This is a genomic window from Sphingobacterium sp. GVS05A (assembly GCF_019969845.1).
GTDB lineage: Bacteria > Bacteroidota > Bacteroidia > Sphingobacteriales > Sphingobacteriaceae > Sphingobacterium.
The window spans coordinates 79,795-100,580 of sequence record NZ_JAHXYR010000006.1; the positions used below are offsets into that span (position 1 = coordinate 79,795).

Below are 20,786 nucleotides of genomic sequence, written 5' to 3' on the forward strand. Positions count from 1 at the left end.
ATTGCAATAAATTCAGTTGTATTTTTGCAGTAAATCCGTTCGCATTGTTACGGTAAATCTACGCATATTATTTAGACAAATCTACACCTCTGCGGGATGCTTTACGTCCTTTTTTCAATATCGTTTTCCTCAATAGGAGTAAGCCAACTGTCATTTTTCTTGGCGATTTGAAATAAGGGATACTTAATATCACGAGCAACGATATACAGGCCGATGTTCCCAATGCGCCACCGTACCCATTGAAAAACTTACTGGTGTTGAGTAGGATGGTGGTAAAAATAACACCCGCTAACGAAAGTCCAAAGTAGGTGGACAGCTGTGTTTTGGATACCATACCAATAAAAGATGCACCAATAAATACGGCCGGAATATACTGTGTGAGATAGGTGGAGAGTAGATGGGGAAAGAAATACAGGAAACCTGATACGATCAACGTCAGTAATGCGGAGGAGCGTACTGCGCCCTGTTTGTATTTTGTGTTTACATAATATGTCGCTGTACTTCCGATAATTCCGACAAGATATAGAATGAATATTTCCATGTTATTTGAAAAGATAAAGCAGTAAATAAGTTAGCGAAACACCGAGGAAAGCCAGTGTTCCCAATTTGCCACCTACACCATTCAGTAAGCTTTTTGAAATGACCAGAAAGACTGCGGTAAAGACACTCGCCGTCAATATAAAAGAAAAACCATGAGCAACTTGGGAACTCGACATACCGACAAAAGCACCACAATAGATGGACGCAGGAAGATGGGGAAGGTAGTCGGAATCTTTATTGATGTTGGGAATGAACGACGCCAATGTACCCGTCAGTGCAGCCCCCATGACTGGTCCGAGACCAAAAATCTGATTAAAATAATAGGAGATGATAGCACCTATTGGCACCCAAACCGCAATTTTGATCGACTCATATTCATGGATGTGGTGGTGTATCGGCGATTTGAGGTAACTATATAAGATGAATAAGGAAAGTAATCCGATGAATGACAGTACAATATATGAGTTGGTGTTTTCAACGAAGATGGCGACTAGAAAGAGTGCCTGGATAACAAATAATAAGCAAATACTTAAAATTCTAAACTTCTGCCTGGCTTGCATTTATTTCAAATTTCGGCAAAGTTATCAATTATTTGTCTATTCTACAGGTAGATTTTCTTTTTATCAGGATTGGATCTAGTACAACTTGCTCGATATCTTCATAAGGATTCTTTTGTTTGACCATCTTCAGAAAGAGTTTAGCACATTCTTCGCCCATTTTGTTGGCCTGTTGATCGATACTTGATAAAGCGGGCGTAATAAACGAAGAGAAAGTCTGATTCGCAAAACCGATGACACCGGTCGCTGGAATAGCAATCTCAGCTGCTTTCAGTGCTTGGATAATCCCCACGGCTGTGAAGTCGTCACCACCAATGATGGCATCCGGTTGAATGGAAGATTGTAAGATCTGCTCCGTACCTTTAATCCCCGCTTCAATAGACAGCTCCCCACGGACAATAAGATCATCCAGTTGCGGAAGATCAGCCTCTTTTAAGGCGGCTTCAAAGCCACTGAAACGATCCTGGAAAATCGCGATTTCTTTGTTTGTGGTGATAAAACCAATTTTTTTATACCCTTGTTCGATTAGGTGCTTGGTCGCCAGATAACCCGCCTCAAAATCGTTTAATTTGACTACAGGTGCCGCAATGTCCCGATGTGTACGGTCAAAGATGATCAGGCATTTGCCCTGCTTGATGACCTCTTGAAAATGCGTTATCTGCTGGGTTTCTAAGGATAGTGAAGCAATGATACCATCCACTTGTGCTTCCAGTAAGGTTTTGATGCCATTTACCTCATCCGAATAAGATTCGTTCGACTGATAAAGTAGCAGGCTATAGTTATGTTTTTTTAATTCTTTTTCAATACTGTGAACAGCCTCTGCAAAAAAGTGAATTTGCATGGTCGGTACGATAACCCCAATTGTATTGGAGCGTCCCGAAGAGAGTGAAGACGCAATTTTATTGACACTGTAATTGAGCTCTTTTGCTTTTGCCAGGACCAGCTGCCGTGTCCCCTCACTAATGGTTGGTACGTTATTCAAGGCACGGGAAACGGTTGAAACCGTGATTCCAAGCGCCCGGGCAATATCATAAATTGTTGTTTTTTTATTCACGCCCCAAAGTAAATAATTTTATTGAATATTTTGGAAAATTCAGAAACATATCCTACTTTTATGCAACCGGTTGCAAAATTGTTTCCGCTATTTGTTTTAATAACCAGTTTAAAAAAATCAGATGTATTTTTTAGGTATAGATATTGGTACTTCTTCGGTCAAGGTTTCCATTGTCGAAGCATCTTCACAACGAAAGATCTGCTCCGCGCAGTATCCCTCTGTTGAAGCACCCATTTATTCGCCGCAGCCCAGCTGGGCAGAGCAGAATCCCTGCGATTGGTGGGCCTATTTCAAACAGGCCCTTTCCAAGGCAAATGCTTCCGGGTTGTATGATCCCAAACAAATCACAGCGATTGGTATCGCTTATCAAATGCATGGACTCGTTGTTGTCGATAAGGATCAGCAGGTATTACGCAATGCGATTATCTGGTGCGATAGTCGTGCTGTCACTTTGGGAAATAAAGCTTTTGAAGAGATAGGAAAGGATTTTAACTTAACACACCATCTCAATTCTCCGGGTAATTTTACAGCTTCCAAGCTGGCTTGGGTAAAAGCGAATGAGCCCGAAATCTATCATAAAATTGACAAGATTATGCTTCCTGGTGATTTTATTGCCATGAAACTTTCAGGCACCATCAGCACATCGATATCTGCTTTATCGGAAGGTATATTCTGGGATTTTCAGCGGAATGAGCTGTCGGCTACCCTGATGGACTATTATGGTTTTGACCCGAATCTGATTCCGGCAATACAACCTGTTTTTGCTGAGCACGGTCAAGTTAAACTCGCTGTGGCAGAAGAGTTGGGGCTATCACCCCAAGTAACGATCAATTACAAGGCCGGAGATCAACCGAATAATGCGCTTTCATTAAATGTGCTCCAACCCGGTGAGGTGGCAGCTACGGCAGGGACTTCCGGCGTTATCTACGGTGTGAGCGACCAGCTGATTGCCGACCGCGAGTCACGTGTCAATACATTTGCACATGTCAACTACCGCAAAGATGAAATCCGGACAGGTGTATTGCTCTGTATCAATGGTACCGGGATTATGAACAGCTGGGGCCGGAAGCTCTTGGGAAAAGAGTTATCCTACGATCAGATCAATACTATAGCTGCAACCGCAGCTATTGGAAGTCAGGGATTGCAGGTTATCCCATTTGGAAATGGAGCCGAGCGAATGTTGAATAATCAACTGGTAGGTGCTTCGATCACATCCATTGATCTGAATAGACATGAAACCGCAGATATCCTGCGGGCGATTCAGGAGGGAATAGCATTTGCCTTTCGCTATGGATTGGATATTATGCGTGAAAATGGACTATATCCGCAGATGATCCGTGCCGGACACGCCAATTTATTCCTCAGTCCAGTATTCAGGGAGGCATTTGTGGGCGCTACGAATGTCCCCGTAGAAGTATATGATCATGACGGAAGTGTTGGTGCAGCCATGGGAGCAGGCATCGGCAGCGGTTATTATACTGATTTCACGGAGGCTTTCAGGAACTTAAAGCCCGTGTATTCCGTAGCGCCCAAACATGTTGATCAGTATGAAGAAAATTATCAACAATGGAAAGGAATTTTAGAAACAAAAATCAAAACCAAATAAAATGAATATTATTAAAGGACAAAAAGAGTTTTTTAAAGGGATCGGACAGATCGAATTTGAAGGACAGGAAAGTAAAAATCCATTTGCTTTTCGTTATTACAACCCAAAACAAGTCGTTGCAGGTAAAACGATGGAAGAGTATTTTAAATTTGCCTGTTCCTATTGGCATTCCTTCAATGGTGACGGATCCGATCCATTTGGCGGGCCAACCCACAGATTCCCCTGGGATGAGAGTAATGACCCGATCACACGTGCAAAAAATAAGATGGATGCTGCTTTTGAATTTATCAGTAAAATGAATATTCCATACTACTGTTTTCATGATGTAGACTTAGTGGATTACACGGATAATGTGCTGGAAAACGAAAAAAGACTGGCAACAATCGTCGACTACGCGAAAGAGAAACAGCAGGCGAGTGGTATCAAGCTTCTTTGGGGTACAGCCAACCTCTTCAGTCACAGACGTTACATGAATGGCGCCGCGACCAATCCGGATTTTCAGGTATTGACCCATGGTGCTGCACAGGTAAAAGCCGCATTGGATGCCACCATCGCACTTGGTGGTGAAAACTACGTGTTCTGGGGGGGACGGGAAGGTTATATGAGCCTACTGAATACCAATATGAAACGGGAGCAGGAACATCTTGCACAGTTTTTACACCTAGCTAAAGATTACGCCCGTAAAAATGGTTTCAAAGGAACATTCTTTATCGAACCCAAACCATGTGAGCCGACCAAACATCAATACGATTACGACGCAGCAACCGTATTGGGCTTTTTGAGACAGTATGACCTATTGGACGATTTCAAACTCAATCTTGAAGTAAACCATGCAACTTTGGCTGGGCATACCTTCCAGCACGAATTACAGGTTGCTATTGATGCCGGAAAACTGGGTTCGATTGACGCCAATCGTGGTGATTATCAAAATGGTTGGGATACCGACCAATTTCCTAATGATATTAATGAACTGACCGAGTCCATGCTGATCATTTTAGAAGGTGGTGGCTTCCAGGGCGGTGGTGTTAATTTTGATGCCAAAATCCGTCGAAACTCGACTGATCCTCAAGATTTATTCTACGCACATATCGGTGGGATGGATCTTTTCGCACGCGCTTTGCTCACTGCTGAACGTATCTTGGAAGACGGTGAATACCGCAAAATAAGGACAGACCGTTATGCGTCCTTCGATAGCGGCAAGGGGGCCTCTTTTGAGGAAGGTGCTCTGACTTTGGAGTCTTTAAGAGATTTAGCAGTAGAATTTGGTGAGCCACAAACGATCAGTGGAAGACAGGAGTATTTAGAAAATTTGATCAATAGATATATATAGTTATTCAAAATATTTCTATATTAGGCGATCAAATTAAACCAATTACCAATACATGAATAATTATTTAAGTACAAAAGATTACATCGTTTTCCTGATATACTTTGTCATTGTCGCAGGTTATGGATTATGGGTGTATTATCGCAAAAAGTCTGAATCTGTAGGCTCGAAGGATTATTTCCTTGCCGAAGGATCGCTAACTTGGTGGGCGATTGGAGCCTCCCTGATTGCATCCAATATTTCTGCGGAACAATTTATCGGCATGAGTGGGTCAGGCTTCAAGATGGGACTTGCCATTGCGACTTACGAGTGGATGGCGGCAATTACCTTGATTGTTGTTGCGGTGTTTTTTATTCCGGTATACCTCAAGAATAAGATCTTTACGATGCCGCAATTTCTGCACAAACGTTATAATGGCACTGTAGCCATGATTATGGCTGTCTTTTGGTTGCTATTATATGTGGTGGTCAACCTGACTTCTATTCTTTACTTAGGTGCTATTGCGGTGAGCAGTATCTCTGGTATTAGCCTGGATGCCTGTATGTATGCTATTGCCATTTTTGCCGTTATCATCACATTGGGCGGTATGAAGGTGATTGGATATACGGATATTATTCAAGTATTCTTTTTGGTGTTGGGTGGTTTGGCAACAACCTATTTGGCATTGAACCTTGTTTCAGAACATTATGGTGGTTCTGGTATCTTACAGGGCTACCAACTGATGACAGAAAAAGCTTCCGATCACTTCCATATGATTCTGGATCGTAAAAACGAGAACTATCTGGATTTACCTGGACTGACAGTTCTGATCGGTGGTATGTGGATTGTGAATCTGAATTATTGGGGTTGTAATCAGTACATCACGCAGCGCGCGTTGGGAGCGGATTTGAAGACTGCACGTAACGGGATTTTGTTTGCTGCATTCTTGAAGTTGTTGATGCCGATTATCGTGGTATTGCCGGGTATTGCTGCTTACGTTATGTGGAAAGATGGCTTATTTCAAAATGAAATGATGCAACATGGTGAGGTAAATCCGGATCATGCTTACCCCGTTTTATTGAATTTGTTGCCTGCAGGACTGAAAGGGCTTTCATTTGCGGCTTTGACAGCTGCGGTAGTTGCTTCATTGGCGGGTAAAGCAAATAGTATTGCCACGATCTTTTCATTGGATATTTATAAAAAGGTATTTAATACCGAAGCTTCTGACAAGAAGTTGGTCAATATTGGTAAATTGACAGTTGTCGTTGCCATGATTTTGGCTGTGATTATCGCGCCACATTTGGGTATCGACAAAAAAGGTGGATTTCAATACATCCAGGAGTATACCGGATTTGTATCACCGGGTATTTTTGCCATGTTCATCTTGGGATTTTTCTGGAAAAAGACAACATCAAATGCTGCATTATTTGCAACGATCGGTGGATTTATATTATCCATTATTTTCAAAAAATTACCAGATTGGGCGGATCTCTCCTTCTTGGCTTCTACTGGCTTCTCTATTCCAAATCCGACAACGGGAATTTACGAAATTCCGTTTTTGGACCGGATGGGCTTTGTCTTTGCAATCTGTATCATCGGTATGATCATTATCAGTTTGATTGACAATAAACGCGGGGTAGTACCTGCCGGTTTAGAGGTAGATACAACGATGTTTAAACCGCATAAAGCATTTTTGATAGGAGCATTGATTGTTGCCTTATTGGTGACTGCATTGTATTCCATCTATTGGTAATCCGATAATCAAAAAGGCATCATAGAGAGCCCATATCAACTGCGGTTGATATGGGCTTTTTGTTTTTAACAACTTCTGTTTACCGTTTTATCCTGAGGGTTTACACCAGTAGTCAGAAGATTTTTAAAAAATTCCTATCTTGTCTTCAATAACTATTACATGTGCTGCGAGGCGCAAATCCGGCCTGGTATTCCTGTTTCAATAGAGGAGGAGACCAAAGGGGTGGACTTTGGACACTAAAATAATAACAAGGATGAAAAGAAGGTATACGCTATTTACTGCTCTTGTAGGGATAATGACCACATTTACGCCAGTTCAGGGGCAAACACAACGTACTGAGAAGCCGCCATTGCATGGTAAACATTGGATGGCGATTACAGGAAAGCCTTTGGCTGCAACCGCTGGTGCCCAGTTGTTCCATCAAGGGGGCAATGCTGTTGATGCCGCTTGTGCAATGCTCGCAGCCACCTGTACCATGTGGGATGTGCTTAGCTGGGGAGGAGAGACACAGGCGCTAATCTATCATCCGAAATTAAAAAAGGTGATTGCTATCAATGCCCTCGGTGTTGCGCCGACAGGAGCAACGGTTGATTTCTTTCGGTCAAAGGGCTATGAATTCCCGCCGGAATACGGTCCCCTTGCTGCAGTTACCCCCGGCACGCCTGGAGGCTTATGTTATATGTTAGCGCATTATGGCACCAAAAGCCTGGCTGAAGTCCTCGCGCCAGCCATGGAGATGGCAGCGGGCTATCCCATCGATGCCCAGACGGCCAATAGCATCGAACGTGGTAAAGCACGTATCAAAGAATGGCCTTACAGCAAAAAAGTTTTCCTCGTCCATGAAGGCAGCAAAAGGGAAGCTCCCGAAGCCGGCGAAATCTTTGTACAGCAAGATCTACTACAGACACTTTCAAAATTGGTTGAGGCCGAGAAGAAAGCTATTGCCGCCGGCAAGGATAGAAAAGCCGCTATTATGGCCGCCTACGACCGTTTTTATAAAGGAGATATCGCGGATGAATTTGTCCGTGGCAGTAAAGAACAGGGGGGCTTGATTACCAAAGAAGACCTTGCTAACTGGAAACCCATTGAAGAAGAACCTTTGCATGTAAATTATAAGGGTATAGACGTCTATAAATTACAAGAGTGGACGCAGGGACCGGCCATGCTGCAAAGTTTACAGTTGCTGAAAAATTTTGATCTAAAAGCTATGGGCTATAACTCTGCGCCCTATATACACACGATATATCAGGTCATGAATCTGGCCTTTGCAGACCGGGATTTTTATTATGGGGATCCCTATTTCAAACCTAAGGCACCTATTCAAGGTCTATTAAGTGAGTCTTATGCCAAGGCACGGGCCGCTACGATTGATCCAAAGCATAACAATCCGCATGTTCTTCCTGGTGATCCTTATCCTTATGAAGGAAAGAAGAATCCTTTTGCTAAGCTACTTCAGCAACGTAGCAAACAATTCACTCCGGATACGGAGTCAAAAAAAGATTTTGTTCCCAAGCACGATGCGAATTCAACAACATCCTTGTCATCGCCACGCGATACAACCCTATGGGCCTCTCTGGCAACAGATAGTGTCTATATGGATCGGCTATTGCGTGGGACGACCAGTGTGGAAGCGGCAGATGCCGAAGGTTGGGTTGTTTCGATCACGCCAAGTGGAGGCTGGCTACCGGCCTGTATCGCTGGAAATACTGGAGTAGGTATGAGCCAACGCTTACAAAGTTTTGTCCTCGACTCGCTGATCAATCCGTTCAATGTCGTGGCACCGGGCAAAAGACCGCGTGTAACGCTTACACCCGCGCTGGCACTAAAAGAGGGAAAACCATATCTTTCTTTTGCGGTGCAGGGTGGTGATACACAGGACCAGAATCTGTTGCAATTCTTTCTGAATACTGTGGAGTTTGACATGACAACACAGCAGGCGAGTGAGGCGCCGAATATCAATAGTAATCAACTGTGGTTATCTTTGGGTGGTACCAAAATTGGCGATCGAAAACCTCGTGCCGGAAGCTTATTACTGGATAAACGTACTCCAAAGGAAGTTGTCGAAAAGCTTAAGACAATGGGCTATAGCATACAATTCGGCGAACGAAACAGTGGTCCGATCAATGCGATCTATTTCGATCAGAAGCATGGCACACTCTGGGGCGGTAGTAGCAATAATGGGGAAGACTATGGAATAGGATGGTAACCTGAACAGAAAAGTAACATCGTTTTGTTATCTCCATCGTATTTGGTATCTTACCTACTGATCAAAAGGTGATTTTTTTGTTATGGAGGGTAGTGTCAATAAGTATTCGTTTGTTTTTCAACCTGATGAAGCGGGTTTAGTATTAGTGGATGGTTTAAAGCAGCAGTTGAGAGCGGCATTGGCCGAAGAGTTTCCAGATAAGGACAAAGGCTGGTACCACAGCTGCAATTCCAAAGCTCATGTGACCATCTGTGCTTTTGCCGGAAATGAGGATACACTGGCACAGGCTATTACAGCTTTGCAACAAACGATGCTATATGAACGTAGTCAGTACGTTTATTTTGACCATTTTTGTTCTTTTGCTGGAGGAACTTTTTATATTGCCCCCACAGTACATGCCCGAAGTTATCTAAAGGATCGAATCCGAAAGGTCGTACACACCCTCAACTCGTTTGATCTGATCGAGATTAGTGATGAACCGCATATTTCTATTGGACGTAGATTGGAGCCGGAACGGCTCGATTTCGCAAAAAAACTATTACGCTCGGTTGATCTGAGTTTTATGTGTACCGGTGTGCATATTCGTCGCTTTAATCCTGACATGGGACAGTATGAACCCGTTGATTTTGTCAAATTTGGCAATCAATCGAAAGAAAATTCCGGACAACTTTCATTTAAATTCTAATTATATGGCTGTTTAATTGTCTAGTAATGTAAAGCTTTTTATCTTTAGCCCTAGCAATAAAAGATATTGTCCTAATGTAAGCTATGCATCACGACGACTCCCATCATAAATCATTATCTGATATCCATGAAAGTGTGGATGTCAATCAAGGAAAATCCAAATTCAAAAAGGTACTCAGTTTTTTCGGTCCAGCCTATCTGATCAGTGTGGGGTATATGGATCCGGGCAACTGGGCGACGGACCTTGCTGGGGGAAGTCAGTTTGGCTATGCTTTGATCTGGGTCTTGCTGATGAGCAATATTATGGCACTATTGCTGCAAAACCTCTGTGCACGTTTGGGGATCGTGAGAGGTAAGGATCTGGCGCAATGTAACCGCGAGACTTATCCCAAGCGTATGAATTTTGTGCTATATGTCCTAGCCGAGATTGCTATTGCAGCCTGTGATCTGGCCGAAGTATTGGGTATGGCCATTGGTCTTAACCTGCTCTTTGGCATTGATCTACTCTGGGGGGTATTGATCAGTTTTGCCGACACCTTCCTGTTACTCTACTTACAGAAGTTAGGCATGCGCAAAATGGAACTCTTTATTATTGGTTTGATATCCATGATCGGCATGTGCTTTATGGTGGAGATGTTTTTGGCCAAACCTGATTTCTCCGAAGTAGTCACGGGTTTTATTCCGAGCATCCCCAATAGTGCTGCGCTTTATATAGCGATTGGTATTATCGGTGCTACTGTCATGCCACACAACCTTTACCTGCATTCCGCTCTGGTGCAGACCCGAAAGATTGACCGAAATGAAGTCTCCATACGAAAATCATTGAAATATAATTTTTGGGATAGTGCCATTGCATTAAACCTGGCATTCCTGGTCAATGCCGCCATATTGATCCTTGCCGCATCCGTATTTCATAAAAATGGTATGCATGATGTCGCCGAACTGGAAGATGCCTACCACTTATTAGGCAATTTACTCGGTACAGAATGGGCCTCGAAGCTATTTGCAGTAGCATTGATCCTAGCGGGTCAAAGTTCTACGGTCACGGGAACCCTGGCCGGACAGATCGTGATGGAGGGTTACCTACGGTTGCGGATCAGTCCGACACTGCGTCGGATTATCACGCGGCTTTTGGCAATCATACCCGCCGTCCTGGTGATCCTGATTTCCGGTGAAGGGCGAGTAGGGCAGTTGTTGATCTTTAGTCAGGTGATCTTGAGTATGCAGTTGGCTTTTGCTGTCATACCATTGATTCACTTTGTAAGCGACAAGGCCAAGATGGGAATCTTTGCTATAAAACCCCTGACCAAAGCTTTTGCCTGGCTGATAGCCGCTGTGATAGCCGTACTGAATTTTAAGTTGGTTTATGACGAGGTCACCGGATGGATTACCGAAGCAAACAATCTTTTTGTCACGGTGTTACTTATTCTGGGTGCCGCTGGTCTGCTCTTTCTGCTGATCATGACGGTATTAATTCCCATTATGCGCAAATCAAAACCGATCGAGTTGGAAGTGCACCCACCATTTGAAGCTTTACATTTTGAAGACAGAGGGTATTTCAAGAAAGTGGTAATTGCCTTAGATTATTCTAGTTCAGATCAGAAAGTGATACAGTATGCTTTGCAACTGTCACATCCCGACACCAGCTTTGTCGTTGTCCACATTGTCGAAAGTGCCTCCGTCAAATATACAGGTGAGTCTACCGATGATTTTGAGTCACGACAAGATTTGGAACGCCTAAAGCTGTATGCTGACTTTTTATTGTCCAAAGGGCATCAAACGGAGTATGAACTCGGCTACAATAATCGGATCAAGAGCATTGCCGAAGTCTGTGAAAAATACCATGCAGACCTCTTGGTCGTGGGGAGCCATGGTCATACCGGTGTCAAGGATTTTGTGTTTGGTGAGACAGTAAACAAGTTGCGTCATGCTGTAAAAGTTCCAGTTTTTATTGCACAATAAGACTTGGAGACCTATCCCAAAGAGACACTGTCTATTCACTGTAATTTTATTACGGAAAAAGTGTAGGGATGGATCGGTAAGTGCTAAATAATTCTTACTTTTGCGTCATCAAATCAAGATATGAGCGACGCTATTAAACACGAGTGCGGAATCGCACTAATTCGCCTGTTAAAACCCTTATCTTATTATCAGGAAAAATATGGTACGCCATTCTATGGCATCAACAAATTGTACCTATTAATGGAAAAACAGCACAACCGTGGACAAGACGGGGCTGGAATTGCAACCATTAAATTTGATGTTAAACCTGGAAATCGTTACATTTCGCGTTACCGAGCTATGGGCTCAACTGCTGTGGCAGACATATTCGAATATGTACAGAAAAAATTTGCTTCTGTTCAGAAGGCATTTCCAGATGAGTCAAAGGATACCCAATGGTTAAAAGATAATGTCAGTTTTACTGGAGAAGTACTTTTAGGACATTTGCGCTATGGAACGCATGGAAAGAACAGTATCGAAAGCTGTCACCCATTTTTAAGACAAAACAATTGGATGTCACGCAACCTTGTTGTTGCGGGTAACTTCAACATGACCAATGTGGATGAACTTTTGCAACAATTGTATGAGTTGGGACAACATCCAAAAGAAAAAGCGGATACCGTAACCGTTTTGGAAAAAATTGGACATTTCTTAGATGATGAAAACCAGGAGCTTTTTGATCACTTCAAAAAAGAGGGATATTCCAATGTCGAGATCAGTTCATTGATTGCCAAAAACATCGATGTTTCCAAGATCTTAAAGCGTTCAGCGAAGACTTGGGATGGTGGTTATACCATCGCTGGTATCTTTGGTCATGGCGATGCTTTCGTGATGCGTGATCCTGCGGGTATCCGTCCGGCATTCTACTACCAGGATGAAGAAATTTTAGTTGTAGCTTCCGAAAGACCAGTCATCCAGACTGCATTCAATGTGCCTATCGGTGCCGTGAAAGAAATTAAACCGGGGCATGCCTTGATCGCTAAAAAAGATGGTACTGTGTCACAGGAAATGTTTAGACAGCCTGTTGAACAACGTTCTTGTTCTTTTGAGCGTATCTATTTCTCCCGTGGGTCAGATGCTGATATCTATAAAGAACGTAAAGAATTGGGTAGATTATTAGTGCCACAGGTACTGGAATCTGTCAAAAGTAATATTAAGAATACCGTATTCTCTTTCATCCCCAATACGGCTGAAGTATCGTACTACGGTTTGATGGATGGTATCAATACCTACGTCAGGGATTTTCAAAAAGAGACCTTACTAAAACGTGCAGAGAAAATTTCTGACGAGGAATTGGATGAGATCTTGAGCATCAAACCACGTTTTGAAAAATTGAATGTAAAGGATGCTAAATTGCGTACCTTCATTACACAGGATGCCGATCGTACAGATATGGTACAACATGTGTATGATACCACTTACGGCATTGTTAAAGATCATGAAGATACCATCGTTGCAATCGATGATTCCATTGTACGTGGAACGACGTTGAAGCAAAGTATCCTGACGATCTTAGATCGTTTGAACCCGAAGAAAATTGTAATCGTTTCCTCCGCACCACAAATTCGCTACCCTGATTGTTATGGTATCGATATGTCACGTATGGGTGAATTCGTTGCATTCGAAGCGGCGATCAACCTGTTGAAACAACGCGGCATGGCACATATTATTGATGAAGTGTATCAAAAATGTCTGTTGTCGATGACGCAGGATGTCAATGAAATCGAAAACTATGTGAAAGCAATTTATGCGCCATTTACAGATGAAGAGATTTCCGAAGAAATTGGCCGTATCGTTAGACCTCACCATTTGAAAGCCGAACTTGAGGTGGTGTATCAAACCTTGGATAATTTGCATAAAGCATGTCCCGCACATAGCGGTGATTGGTATTTCTCCGGCGATTACCCGACTCCAGGTGGTAATAAGGTTGTTAATAAAGCCTATATGAACTGGATTGAAGGTAAAAATGTACGTGCATACTTCAGTAACTAAGTATAAAAATATCAGGAAAAGGGGGCGTTCAAAATGCCCCCTTTTTCTTTCAACTTGTTTTTACCCTGCGAGGTCAATTTTTATATTCGAGACCCAAGGGGGCCGTTTTTATTTTTTGCATTTCCTCATACTCCTTTCCAGTCTCTTTTTTATTATTCAATTCTCAAGGGACGCTTTTACTTTTTGTACAGCTTCTTTTTTTATATATTCGTAATACGGAATTGATTATAATGACACAGCAGGCGCATCATAAGGTATTTGCTGTATTTTGCCAATATATACTTTTATGATTCAATCAACCTTTAGCCTTACTGAAATTAAGGTTTTTAACAGCGTAAATAAATAGCTCCATGAGAGGACAACTTTTCTATCTTTTTCTTCTTTTTTCAATGGTTTCCTGTGATATAGCCCATAACGTGCCCAAGGATCCTTACCCCAACTCATTTGACAAGCCAAATATCGTGAATTCCTTCGTGGATCAGAATGGAAACTTCTATCCAGACAATTGGCGCAGAACTTATGGTGAACCGCCTAAAAGCGGTGATGTCAATGCTTATTCCTTGATGAAGATTGCAACAGAAAAAGGAATTGAAAGCCAGCTGAAAGCTTTTGAGAAGACTCGAATGTTGGCTGTGGGCAGCAAAGTGAAGGCCAAAGACCGTGTATTTATATTTGTGCATGGATTCAATGCGCCATCAGACGAGGTCAATGAGAGCTATGAGTATATGCGCAAGTTGTTAAAGATCAATGCGAATAAAGATGAGGTGGTTAAATTTTATTGGGATGGTTTACATACAACCAATCCCTTTGGGGGCGCCAAAGTTTGGTTTTCCGCAACCTCATTCAGCCAAATGGCGGGTGAGTTTGGATTGCGTAACCTCCTGAATAGCATCAGTAATAAGAAGATTATTCTGATCTCGCATAGCCGTGGTGCATCAGTCGTGTTGAGTGCTTTAAGCAGTGCAACTTTTAGTGAAAGTTTTGCCAAAGGAACGCTGGAGAACCACAACGTCGACGTCGATGGCGCAAAAAAGCTTGCTGAAAACGGCAATGATATTACCTGTATTATGCTAGCTCCAGCAATAGGACTGGAGGACTTTAAGATAAGAGATGTAGATAAGGGAACCGAGTCATTTTGTAACTTGAGCAAGCAAGTTAAGAAGATCCATATTACTATTAACAATACCGATGTGATGTTAAAGAAGTTTGTTGGTTTTCTGTCCAATAAATTGAAGGCTACAGATTTGGGCTATAAAGCTGATGTCTGTAATGAATTGGTGAAGCATTACCCGATGATGAAGTATACCGATTTTACTGGCATGCAGAGCCACGATTTTAATAAATACATCCGCAACCCCAAATTCAAGGCCATGTTGAAGGCGGAGGGAATTGCAGTCAATCGTTAAGACAATGAAGTATATTTTTAAGAGTCTCTATTTTCAGGTTATCGTTGGTATATTGATCGGTATTTTCTGTGGGGTCTATTTCCCGGATTTTGCCGTTAAACTAAAGCCGCTGGGTGATGTCTTTATCAAATTGATCAAGATGGTGATAGCACCTCTGATCTTTAGTTCGATCGTGATCGGTATTGCAGGGATGCAAGACGTAAAGAAAGTAGGGAAGATTGGTCTGACATCGATTATCTATTTCGAAGTCATGACCACGATTGCATTGATTATCGGTTTGATCTTTGTCAATCTGATTCAGCCCGGAATAGGTATGAATGCGGATCTGGCGAGTCTGGATACATCGTCGGTATCACACTACATTACTGAGTCCCAGAAGCCCCATAGTTTCATGGACTTTATCATGGATATTATTCCGGAGAACGTTATAGCTTCGGTTGCCTCAGATAACATATTGCAAGTCCTGGTTTTTGCGGTGCTTTTTGGGATAGGGATGACCAAGATCGGTCAAAAAGCTGCTGAACCCGTTATCAATGTGCTGCAATCTTTTCTAAAGGTACTTTTCTCCATTATTAAGATGGTGATGTATCTGGCCCCATTGGGAGCCATGGGGGCGATGGGATTTACCATTGGAAAGTTTGGTATTCAAGCCTTGACCAAGTTAGGTATGTTGATGTTAAGTTTCTATCTGACCTGTTTTATCTTTGTCATTATTGTCATCGGGGCGGTATTACACTTCTATCTCAAGGTTAATATTTTCAAATTCCTGAAATATATCAAAGATGAGATTTTGATTGTATTGGGAACCTCTTCTTCGGAATCAGCATTGCCGGGCATTATGCAGAAAATGGAGGATGCAGGTTGTGCAAAGTCCGTGGTAGGTTTGGTGATCCCGACGGGGTATTCCTTTAACCTGGATGGAACGAGTATCTACCTGACCATGGCAGCGGTATTCATTTCGCAGGCACTCAATATGCATCTGACCTTGCAGCAGGAAATTACCTTGCTGTTGGTCCTATTGCTAACCTCCAAAGGAGCTGCGGGTGTAACGGGAAGTGGTTTCGTGACCTTGGCGCTAACCTTGCCTGTCGTCGGACATGTTCCTGTTGAGTCCGTGGCATTGGTGTTTGGGGTGGATCGGTTTATGAGTGAAGCGAGGGCTATAACCAATCTGATTGGCAATTCGGCAGCAACGCTTGTGATTTCCAAATATGAAAATAGTCTGGATGAGGAAGTCCTCCATGAGAAACTTGGTTGATATCTTACCGAACCGGACATTCATACTTGTCTAGACGATGTATCTCTTAAAAGAAAAACGGGGTGCCCAATCTTTTTGGACACCCCGTTTTTCTGAATAAATTTATTTAAACTCTTGAGAGGCGATTAAGCCTCTTTTTTTGTGTTTTCAATTCCTTGGCTTAGATCCAAAGCACCATCTACTTTTTCTTCTAAAAGTGCTAGTTTGATCACCTGTGCCATTTCGGTCACATAATGGAACTGCATATCTTTGATATAATCTTCCTTGATTTCAAGGATATCTTTTTCGTTGGATTTGCAAAGGATAATATCCTTGATGTTCGCACGTTTGGCCGCAAGGATTTTTTCTTTGATACCGCCTACTGGTAATACTTTTCCACGAAGCGTAATTTCGCCAGTCATAGCCAATTTCTCTTTAACTTTACGTTGGGTAAATAGAGATGTCAGCGCAGTCAGCATCGTTACACCAGCAGATGGACCATCCTTAGGAATAGCACCCGCAGGCACGTGGATATGAATATCCCAATGATCGAATACCCTGTAGTCAATCCCGAAATCAGCAGCATGAGCTTTTAAATAAGCTAAGGCAATAGAAGCAGATTCCTTCATGACATCGCCAAGATTACCTGTTAGGCTCAAGCGTCCTTTACCGGGACTTAAAGAGGATTCGATAAATAGAATATCACCGCCCACGGAAGTCCAGGCTAAGCCAGTCACCACACCGGCAACATTATTGTTTTCGTAGATATCTTTATCAAAGATCGGAGCACCCAGGATATCCACGACATCCTGATCGTTGATACTTGGATTATAGTCTTTCTCCATGACAATACGTGTCGCAATACCACGGACGATCGAACCAATTTTCTTTTCCAGTCCACGTACGCCGGATTCGCGGGTATAGTCTTCAATGATTTTTTCGATAATCTTACCTTTTAGCGCAACATCCTTGGCAGCCATACCGTGCATTTCACGTTGTTTGGGAAGCAGGTGTTTTTTTGCTATTTCAATCTTTTCCTCAATGGTATATCCATTGACTTCGATGATTTCCATACGGTCCAATAAAGCGGGCTGGATAGCACTTAGCGAATTGGCCGTTGCAATAAACATCACTTTAGAAAGGTCAAATTCCATTTCTACATAATGGTCGTAGAAATGTGTATTTTGCTCCGGATCCAAAACCTCTAGCAGGGCAGAAGAAGGATCGCCTTTAAAATCTGCATTCATTTTATCAATCTCATCCAGAATAAAGACTGGATTGGCAGTGCCTGCTTTTTTTAGCGATTGGATAATACGGCCAGGCATGGCACCGATATAGGTCTTGCGGTGGCCCCTGATTTCGGCTTCGTCACGTACCCCACCCAGGGCCATACGTGTATATTTGCGGCCCAGTGCTTTGGCGATAGAGCGCCCCAGAGAAGTCTTACCAACTCCCGGAGGACCTACCAGACAAAGGATAGGGGCTTTCATATCATTTTTTAGTTTCAATACCGCAAGGTATTCAACGATACGTTTTTTGACTTTTTCCAGTCCATAGTGATCCCTGTCCAGGACTTTTTGCGCCTTATTTAAGTCAAAATTATCTTTGGTTGTTTCATTCCATGGAAGATCCAGAAGGAGTTCCAAATAATTGAGCTGAACAGAATAATCTGCTGCTGCAGGGTTGATACGTGATAATTTTTCAAGTTCCTTGTTAAAATGTTTTTCAACATCAAGAGACCATTTTTTTGTTTTGCCACGCTTTTTGAGTTCTTCCAGTTCCAGGTCAGGTGTGTTTCCACCAAGCTCTTCCTGGATGGTTTTCAGCTGTTGGTTCAAGAAATAATCCCGTTGTTGCTTGTCTAAGTCGACACGCACCTTATTCTGGATCTGATGTTTCAGTTCCAGCATCTGGATTTCCAAAGTCAACAATTCCAACAAGAGCTTTGCACGGTTTTCGACCTTCGGAATTTGAAGAAGCTCCTGTTTTTTGATCATTTCGACATTGATGTTGGACGAAATAAAATTGATCAGAAAAGAAGGGCTTTCAATATTTTTGATTGCGATACCGGCTTCGCTGGGTAGATTGGGTGAAAGCTGAATAATCTGCAATGCCATTTCCTTCAAGGTGGATATTGTCGCCTTGAAATGTTTAGTCATCTTTGGTTTTGCCTCGTTGAATTTCTCGACACGCGCCTTGAGATAAGGTTCAGTTTCTAAGATCTCCACCAGGTTGAAACGTTGCTTTCCCTGGATGATTACCGTGGTGTTTCCGTCGGGCATCTGAAGCACTTTGATAATATGGGCAACAGTACCCACCTTATTCAGCTCCTCAAACCCGGGATCCTCTACTGTCATATCCTTTTGGGAGACCACGCCAATTGTTTTGTTGCCCTTATAGGCTTCTTTAACCAATTTGATGGATTTATCCCTTCCTACAGTGATCGGAATGACAACACCGGGAAATAATACGGTATTGCGTAAAGGCAAAATAGATAGTGCTTCTGGAATTTCAGCATTTGCCATATCGTCTTCATCCTGCTGTGTCAATAGGGGAAAGAATTCTGTGTCTTCCGTAACGATTGGAATAGCCTGACTGAAATCAAAAGTTTCGAATTTGCTCATAGTGTTTATTTTGTGTATTTGGCAGTCGCTGACATGTTGTCGGCAGACCTTCAAATTTTAAGCTTCAAATATTGTTTCCCCTATATTGCAAGGGAAGTGCCAATTGCTAAAAGGTAGCAAAATTACTAATCTATTTTCTAGAATATGAAAAAAAGGCAGGTTAAATAAAATTTATCTGCCATTTGTTGGATAAATAGGCATAATAATTGTAATATTGGAATGTGAAAGAATAAACGATGGCAGATTCTTGCGAGGGGTGAAGCAATAGGATTATTTTTTCTAGGGTTAATAAACGATCAATATTGATCATTAATAAGGTATATTGAAAAAACGTAACTATTTAGATATGAACTTAAAATCACTTAAATTAGGTTTGTTCACAGGAGTTTTTGCTTTGGTTGCACTTAGTGCCAATGCACAACAAAAACAAGCTGAGCATAGCAATGCCAATGTGAGAATGGGCCAAAAAGCTCTTTTGGATGGTGACTTCAAAAATGCAGAGTCATACTTGACAAAAGCTTTACCGCAGGAAGGCAAAGATCCGGATGTCTTGTATATGTTGGGATACTCCCAATTTCAAAATGGTGATTATAAAAAGTCAGCTGAAACTTTCGGAAAGGTTGTTGCATTAAGTCCTAAAAATGCAAATGCACTTTACTTTAAAGCAAAAGCAAACAATACACTTGCAGTTCAAGCAAATAAAGTGTCTGCTGCAAACAAAGAACAGCTGTTACGCGTAGCGATTGAAGATTATTCAAAAGCGATCGCTATCACTCCTACAGACTCCAAATTCTATCAAAATAGAGCGGTTGCAAACCGCGATTTGGGTATTTTGATCGGTACAGCTGGTACGCCTAACTACAACAAAGCAATGGCTACAGATGCTTATAATAACGCGATCAAGGATTATGAAAAAGTATTGAGTTTTGATTCTTCTAAAAAAGATATTCAAACAGAAGTCAAAAAAGCAAAAGTATATAGAGATAATCTGAAATAGGCTTACCTATAAGATAGATACAAAAAGGGAAACTCAGCCGAGTTTCCCTTTTTTTGTGCAATTACCTGTTCTGTTCTTTTTATTCTTCATGTTATCCCCGTTGGTTTTCCTGATGAGATTGATTCGCTCTCGAGCCTGTCTTTGACAAATTTGCAAACGAAATACTTCGCAATACTGTTCTTTTATTGAATCAACAGGAATTTAGTATATGGAAACGAATCGATTGTCTGCGGAAATGCAGGATATTTTAATCAGTCAAATGACAAAAGAAGCCGAAGCTGCGCAAATTTATCTGGCTTTGGGTGTATGGGCCGATGATCAGGGCTATGGTGGGATCGCCAATTTCTTATATCGACATGCCCAGGAGGAACGGAATCATATGACCAAAATTATGGGTTACATACTGGAAAGAGGAGGGCGTCCCCGGATACAAGCCATTTCAGCACCGCCAGCAGATCCGAAGACCTTAACTGAGTGTTTCCAACGGGTTTTTAAACATGAGGTGGATAATACCGAAGCGATTTATAATATTGTCAATCTGTCTATGGAGCAGAAAGATTGGGCGACATGGAACTTTGCACAATGGTTTGTCAAAGAACAGATTGAAGAAGAAAAACTTGCTCTTGAGCTGATCGATAAATTAAAGATAGCTGGTGGAGATCGGGCTTCAGACGAATCGTTATTTGCATTAGATTCCTCATTAGAAAGCATGGCTGACGATGTGCCTTTGGCACGAGAAGGCACAGCAGATGATCCTAAGTAGGAAGGGAATTTAAATTCTGAGAATAATTTTTAATACGGTGATCGTATAAAAATAGTGTCC

15 protein-coding genes are annotated in these 20,786 nt (G+C 42.2%); 11 read left to right on the plus strand and 4 right to left on the minus strand.

The features are described from left to right. Positions 1-67: 67 nt before the first annotated feature. From LC454_RS15905 to LC454_RS15915, 3 genes are read right to left on the minus strand one after another with little or no spacing between them, the layout of a single operon-like run. Positions 68-541 carry a hypothetical protein gene (locus tag LC454_RS15905; protein ID WP_223583459.1) on the minus strand — a complete coding sequence of 158 codons (474 nt, stop codon included), beginning with the start codon at positions 539-541 and terminating at the stop codon, positions 68-70. A 1-nt stretch (position 542) separates the two neighbouring features. Beyond that, on the minus strand, positions 543-1,100 hold the full coding sequence (locus LC454_RS15910) for a hypothetical protein (RefSeq protein WP_223583460.1): 558 nt from the start codon (positions 1,098-1,100) through the stop codon (positions 543-545). A 28-nt stretch (positions 1,101-1,128) separates the two neighbouring features. Then, a complete protein-coding gene (locus LC454_RS15915) occupies positions 1,129-2,151 on the minus strand; it encodes a LacI family DNA-binding transcriptional regulator (protein ID WP_223583461.1) in 1,023 nt (340 codons plus the stop codon). A 121-nt stretch (positions 2,152-2,272) separates the two neighbouring features. Here LC454_RS15915 and LC454_RS15920 point away from each other — a divergent pair, with 121 nt between their 5' ends. The 9 genes from LC454_RS15920 to dctA all read left to right on the plus strand — a co-directional run bounded on the left by LC454_RS15920 (position 2,273) and on the right by dctA (position 16,363). Beyond that, positions 2,273-3,757 carry a xylulokinase gene (locus tag LC454_RS15920; RefSeq protein WP_223583462.1) on the plus strand — a complete coding sequence of 495 codons (1,485 nt, stop codon included), beginning with the start codon at positions 2,273-2,275 and terminating at the stop codon, positions 3,755-3,757. Between the two features lies 1 nt (position 3,758). Then, positions 3,759-5,087 carry a xylose isomerase gene (gene xylA / locus LC454_RS15925; RefSeq protein ID WP_223583463.1) on the plus strand — a complete coding sequence of 443 codons (1,329 nt, stop codon included), beginning with the start codon at positions 3,759-3,761 and terminating at the stop codon, positions 5,085-5,087. Between the two features lie 52 nt (positions 5,088-5,139). Further along, positions 5,140-6,816 (plus strand): sodium/sugar symporter, encoded by a 1,677-nt coding sequence (locus tag LC454_RS15930; RefSeq protein ID WP_223583464.1) that lies wholly within the window; start codon positions 5,140-5,142, stop codon positions 6,814-6,816. Positions 6,817-7,069: 253 nt separating this feature from the next. Further along, positions 7,070-9,022: a gamma-glutamyltransferase family protein gene (locus tag LC454_RS15935; protein WP_223583465.1), complete on the plus strand. Its 1,953-nt coding sequence runs from the start codon at positions 7,070-7,072 to the stop codon at positions 9,020-9,022. Positions 9,023-9,104: 82 nt separating this feature from the next. After that, positions 9,105-9,707 (plus strand): 2'-5' RNA ligase family protein, encoded by a 603-nt coding sequence (locus LC454_RS15940; protein WP_223583466.1) that lies wholly within the window; start codon positions 9,105-9,107, stop codon positions 9,705-9,707. Between the two features lie 83 nt (positions 9,708-9,790). After that, on the plus strand, positions 9,791-11,668 hold the full coding sequence (locus LC454_RS15945; protein ID WP_223583467.1) for an Nramp family divalent metal transporter: 1,878 nt from the start codon (positions 9,791-9,793) through the stop codon (positions 11,666-11,668). A gap of 120 nt (positions 11,669-11,788) precedes the next feature. Next, a complete protein-coding gene (locus tag LC454_RS15950) occupies positions 11,789-13,699 on the plus strand; it encodes an amidophosphoribosyltransferase (RefSeq protein ID WP_223583468.1) in 1,911 nt (636 codons plus the stop codon). Between the two features lie 350 nt (positions 13,700-14,049). Continuing rightward, a complete protein-coding gene (locus LC454_RS15955) occupies positions 14,050-15,105 on the plus strand; it encodes an alpha/beta hydrolase (RefSeq protein ID WP_223583469.1) in 1,056 nt (351 codons plus the stop codon). A 4-nt stretch (positions 15,106-15,109) separates the two neighbouring features. Next, positions 15,110-16,363 (plus strand): C4-dicarboxylate transporter DctA, encoded by a 1,254-nt coding sequence (dctA, locus tag LC454_RS15960; protein WP_223583470.1) that lies wholly within the window; start codon positions 15,110-15,112, stop codon positions 16,361-16,363. 125 nt (positions 16,364-16,488) lie between these two features. Here dctA and lon read toward each other — a convergent pair whose 3' ends face one another. Beyond that, on the minus strand, positions 16,489-18,966 hold the full coding sequence (lon, locus tag LC454_RS15965; RefSeq protein WP_223583471.1) for an endopeptidase La: 2,478 nt from the start codon (positions 18,964-18,966) through the stop codon (positions 16,489-16,491). 346 nt (positions 18,967-19,312) lie between these two features. Here lon and LC454_RS15970 point away from each other — a divergent pair, with 346 nt between their 5' ends. Both LC454_RS15970 and LC454_RS15975 read left to right on the plus strand, forming a co-directional pair. Next, on the plus strand, positions 19,313-19,963 hold the full coding sequence (locus LC454_RS15970; RefSeq protein WP_223583472.1) for a tetratricopeptide repeat protein: 651 nt from the start codon (positions 19,313-19,315) through the stop codon (positions 19,961-19,963). A gap of 208 nt (positions 19,964-20,171) precedes the next feature. Next, positions 20,172-20,726 carry a ferritin gene (locus tag LC454_RS15975; protein WP_223583473.1) on the plus strand — a complete coding sequence of 185 codons (555 nt, stop codon included), beginning with the start codon at positions 20,172-20,174 and terminating at the stop codon, positions 20,724-20,726. The last annotated feature ends 60 nt before the right edge of the window (positions 20,727-20,786 follow it).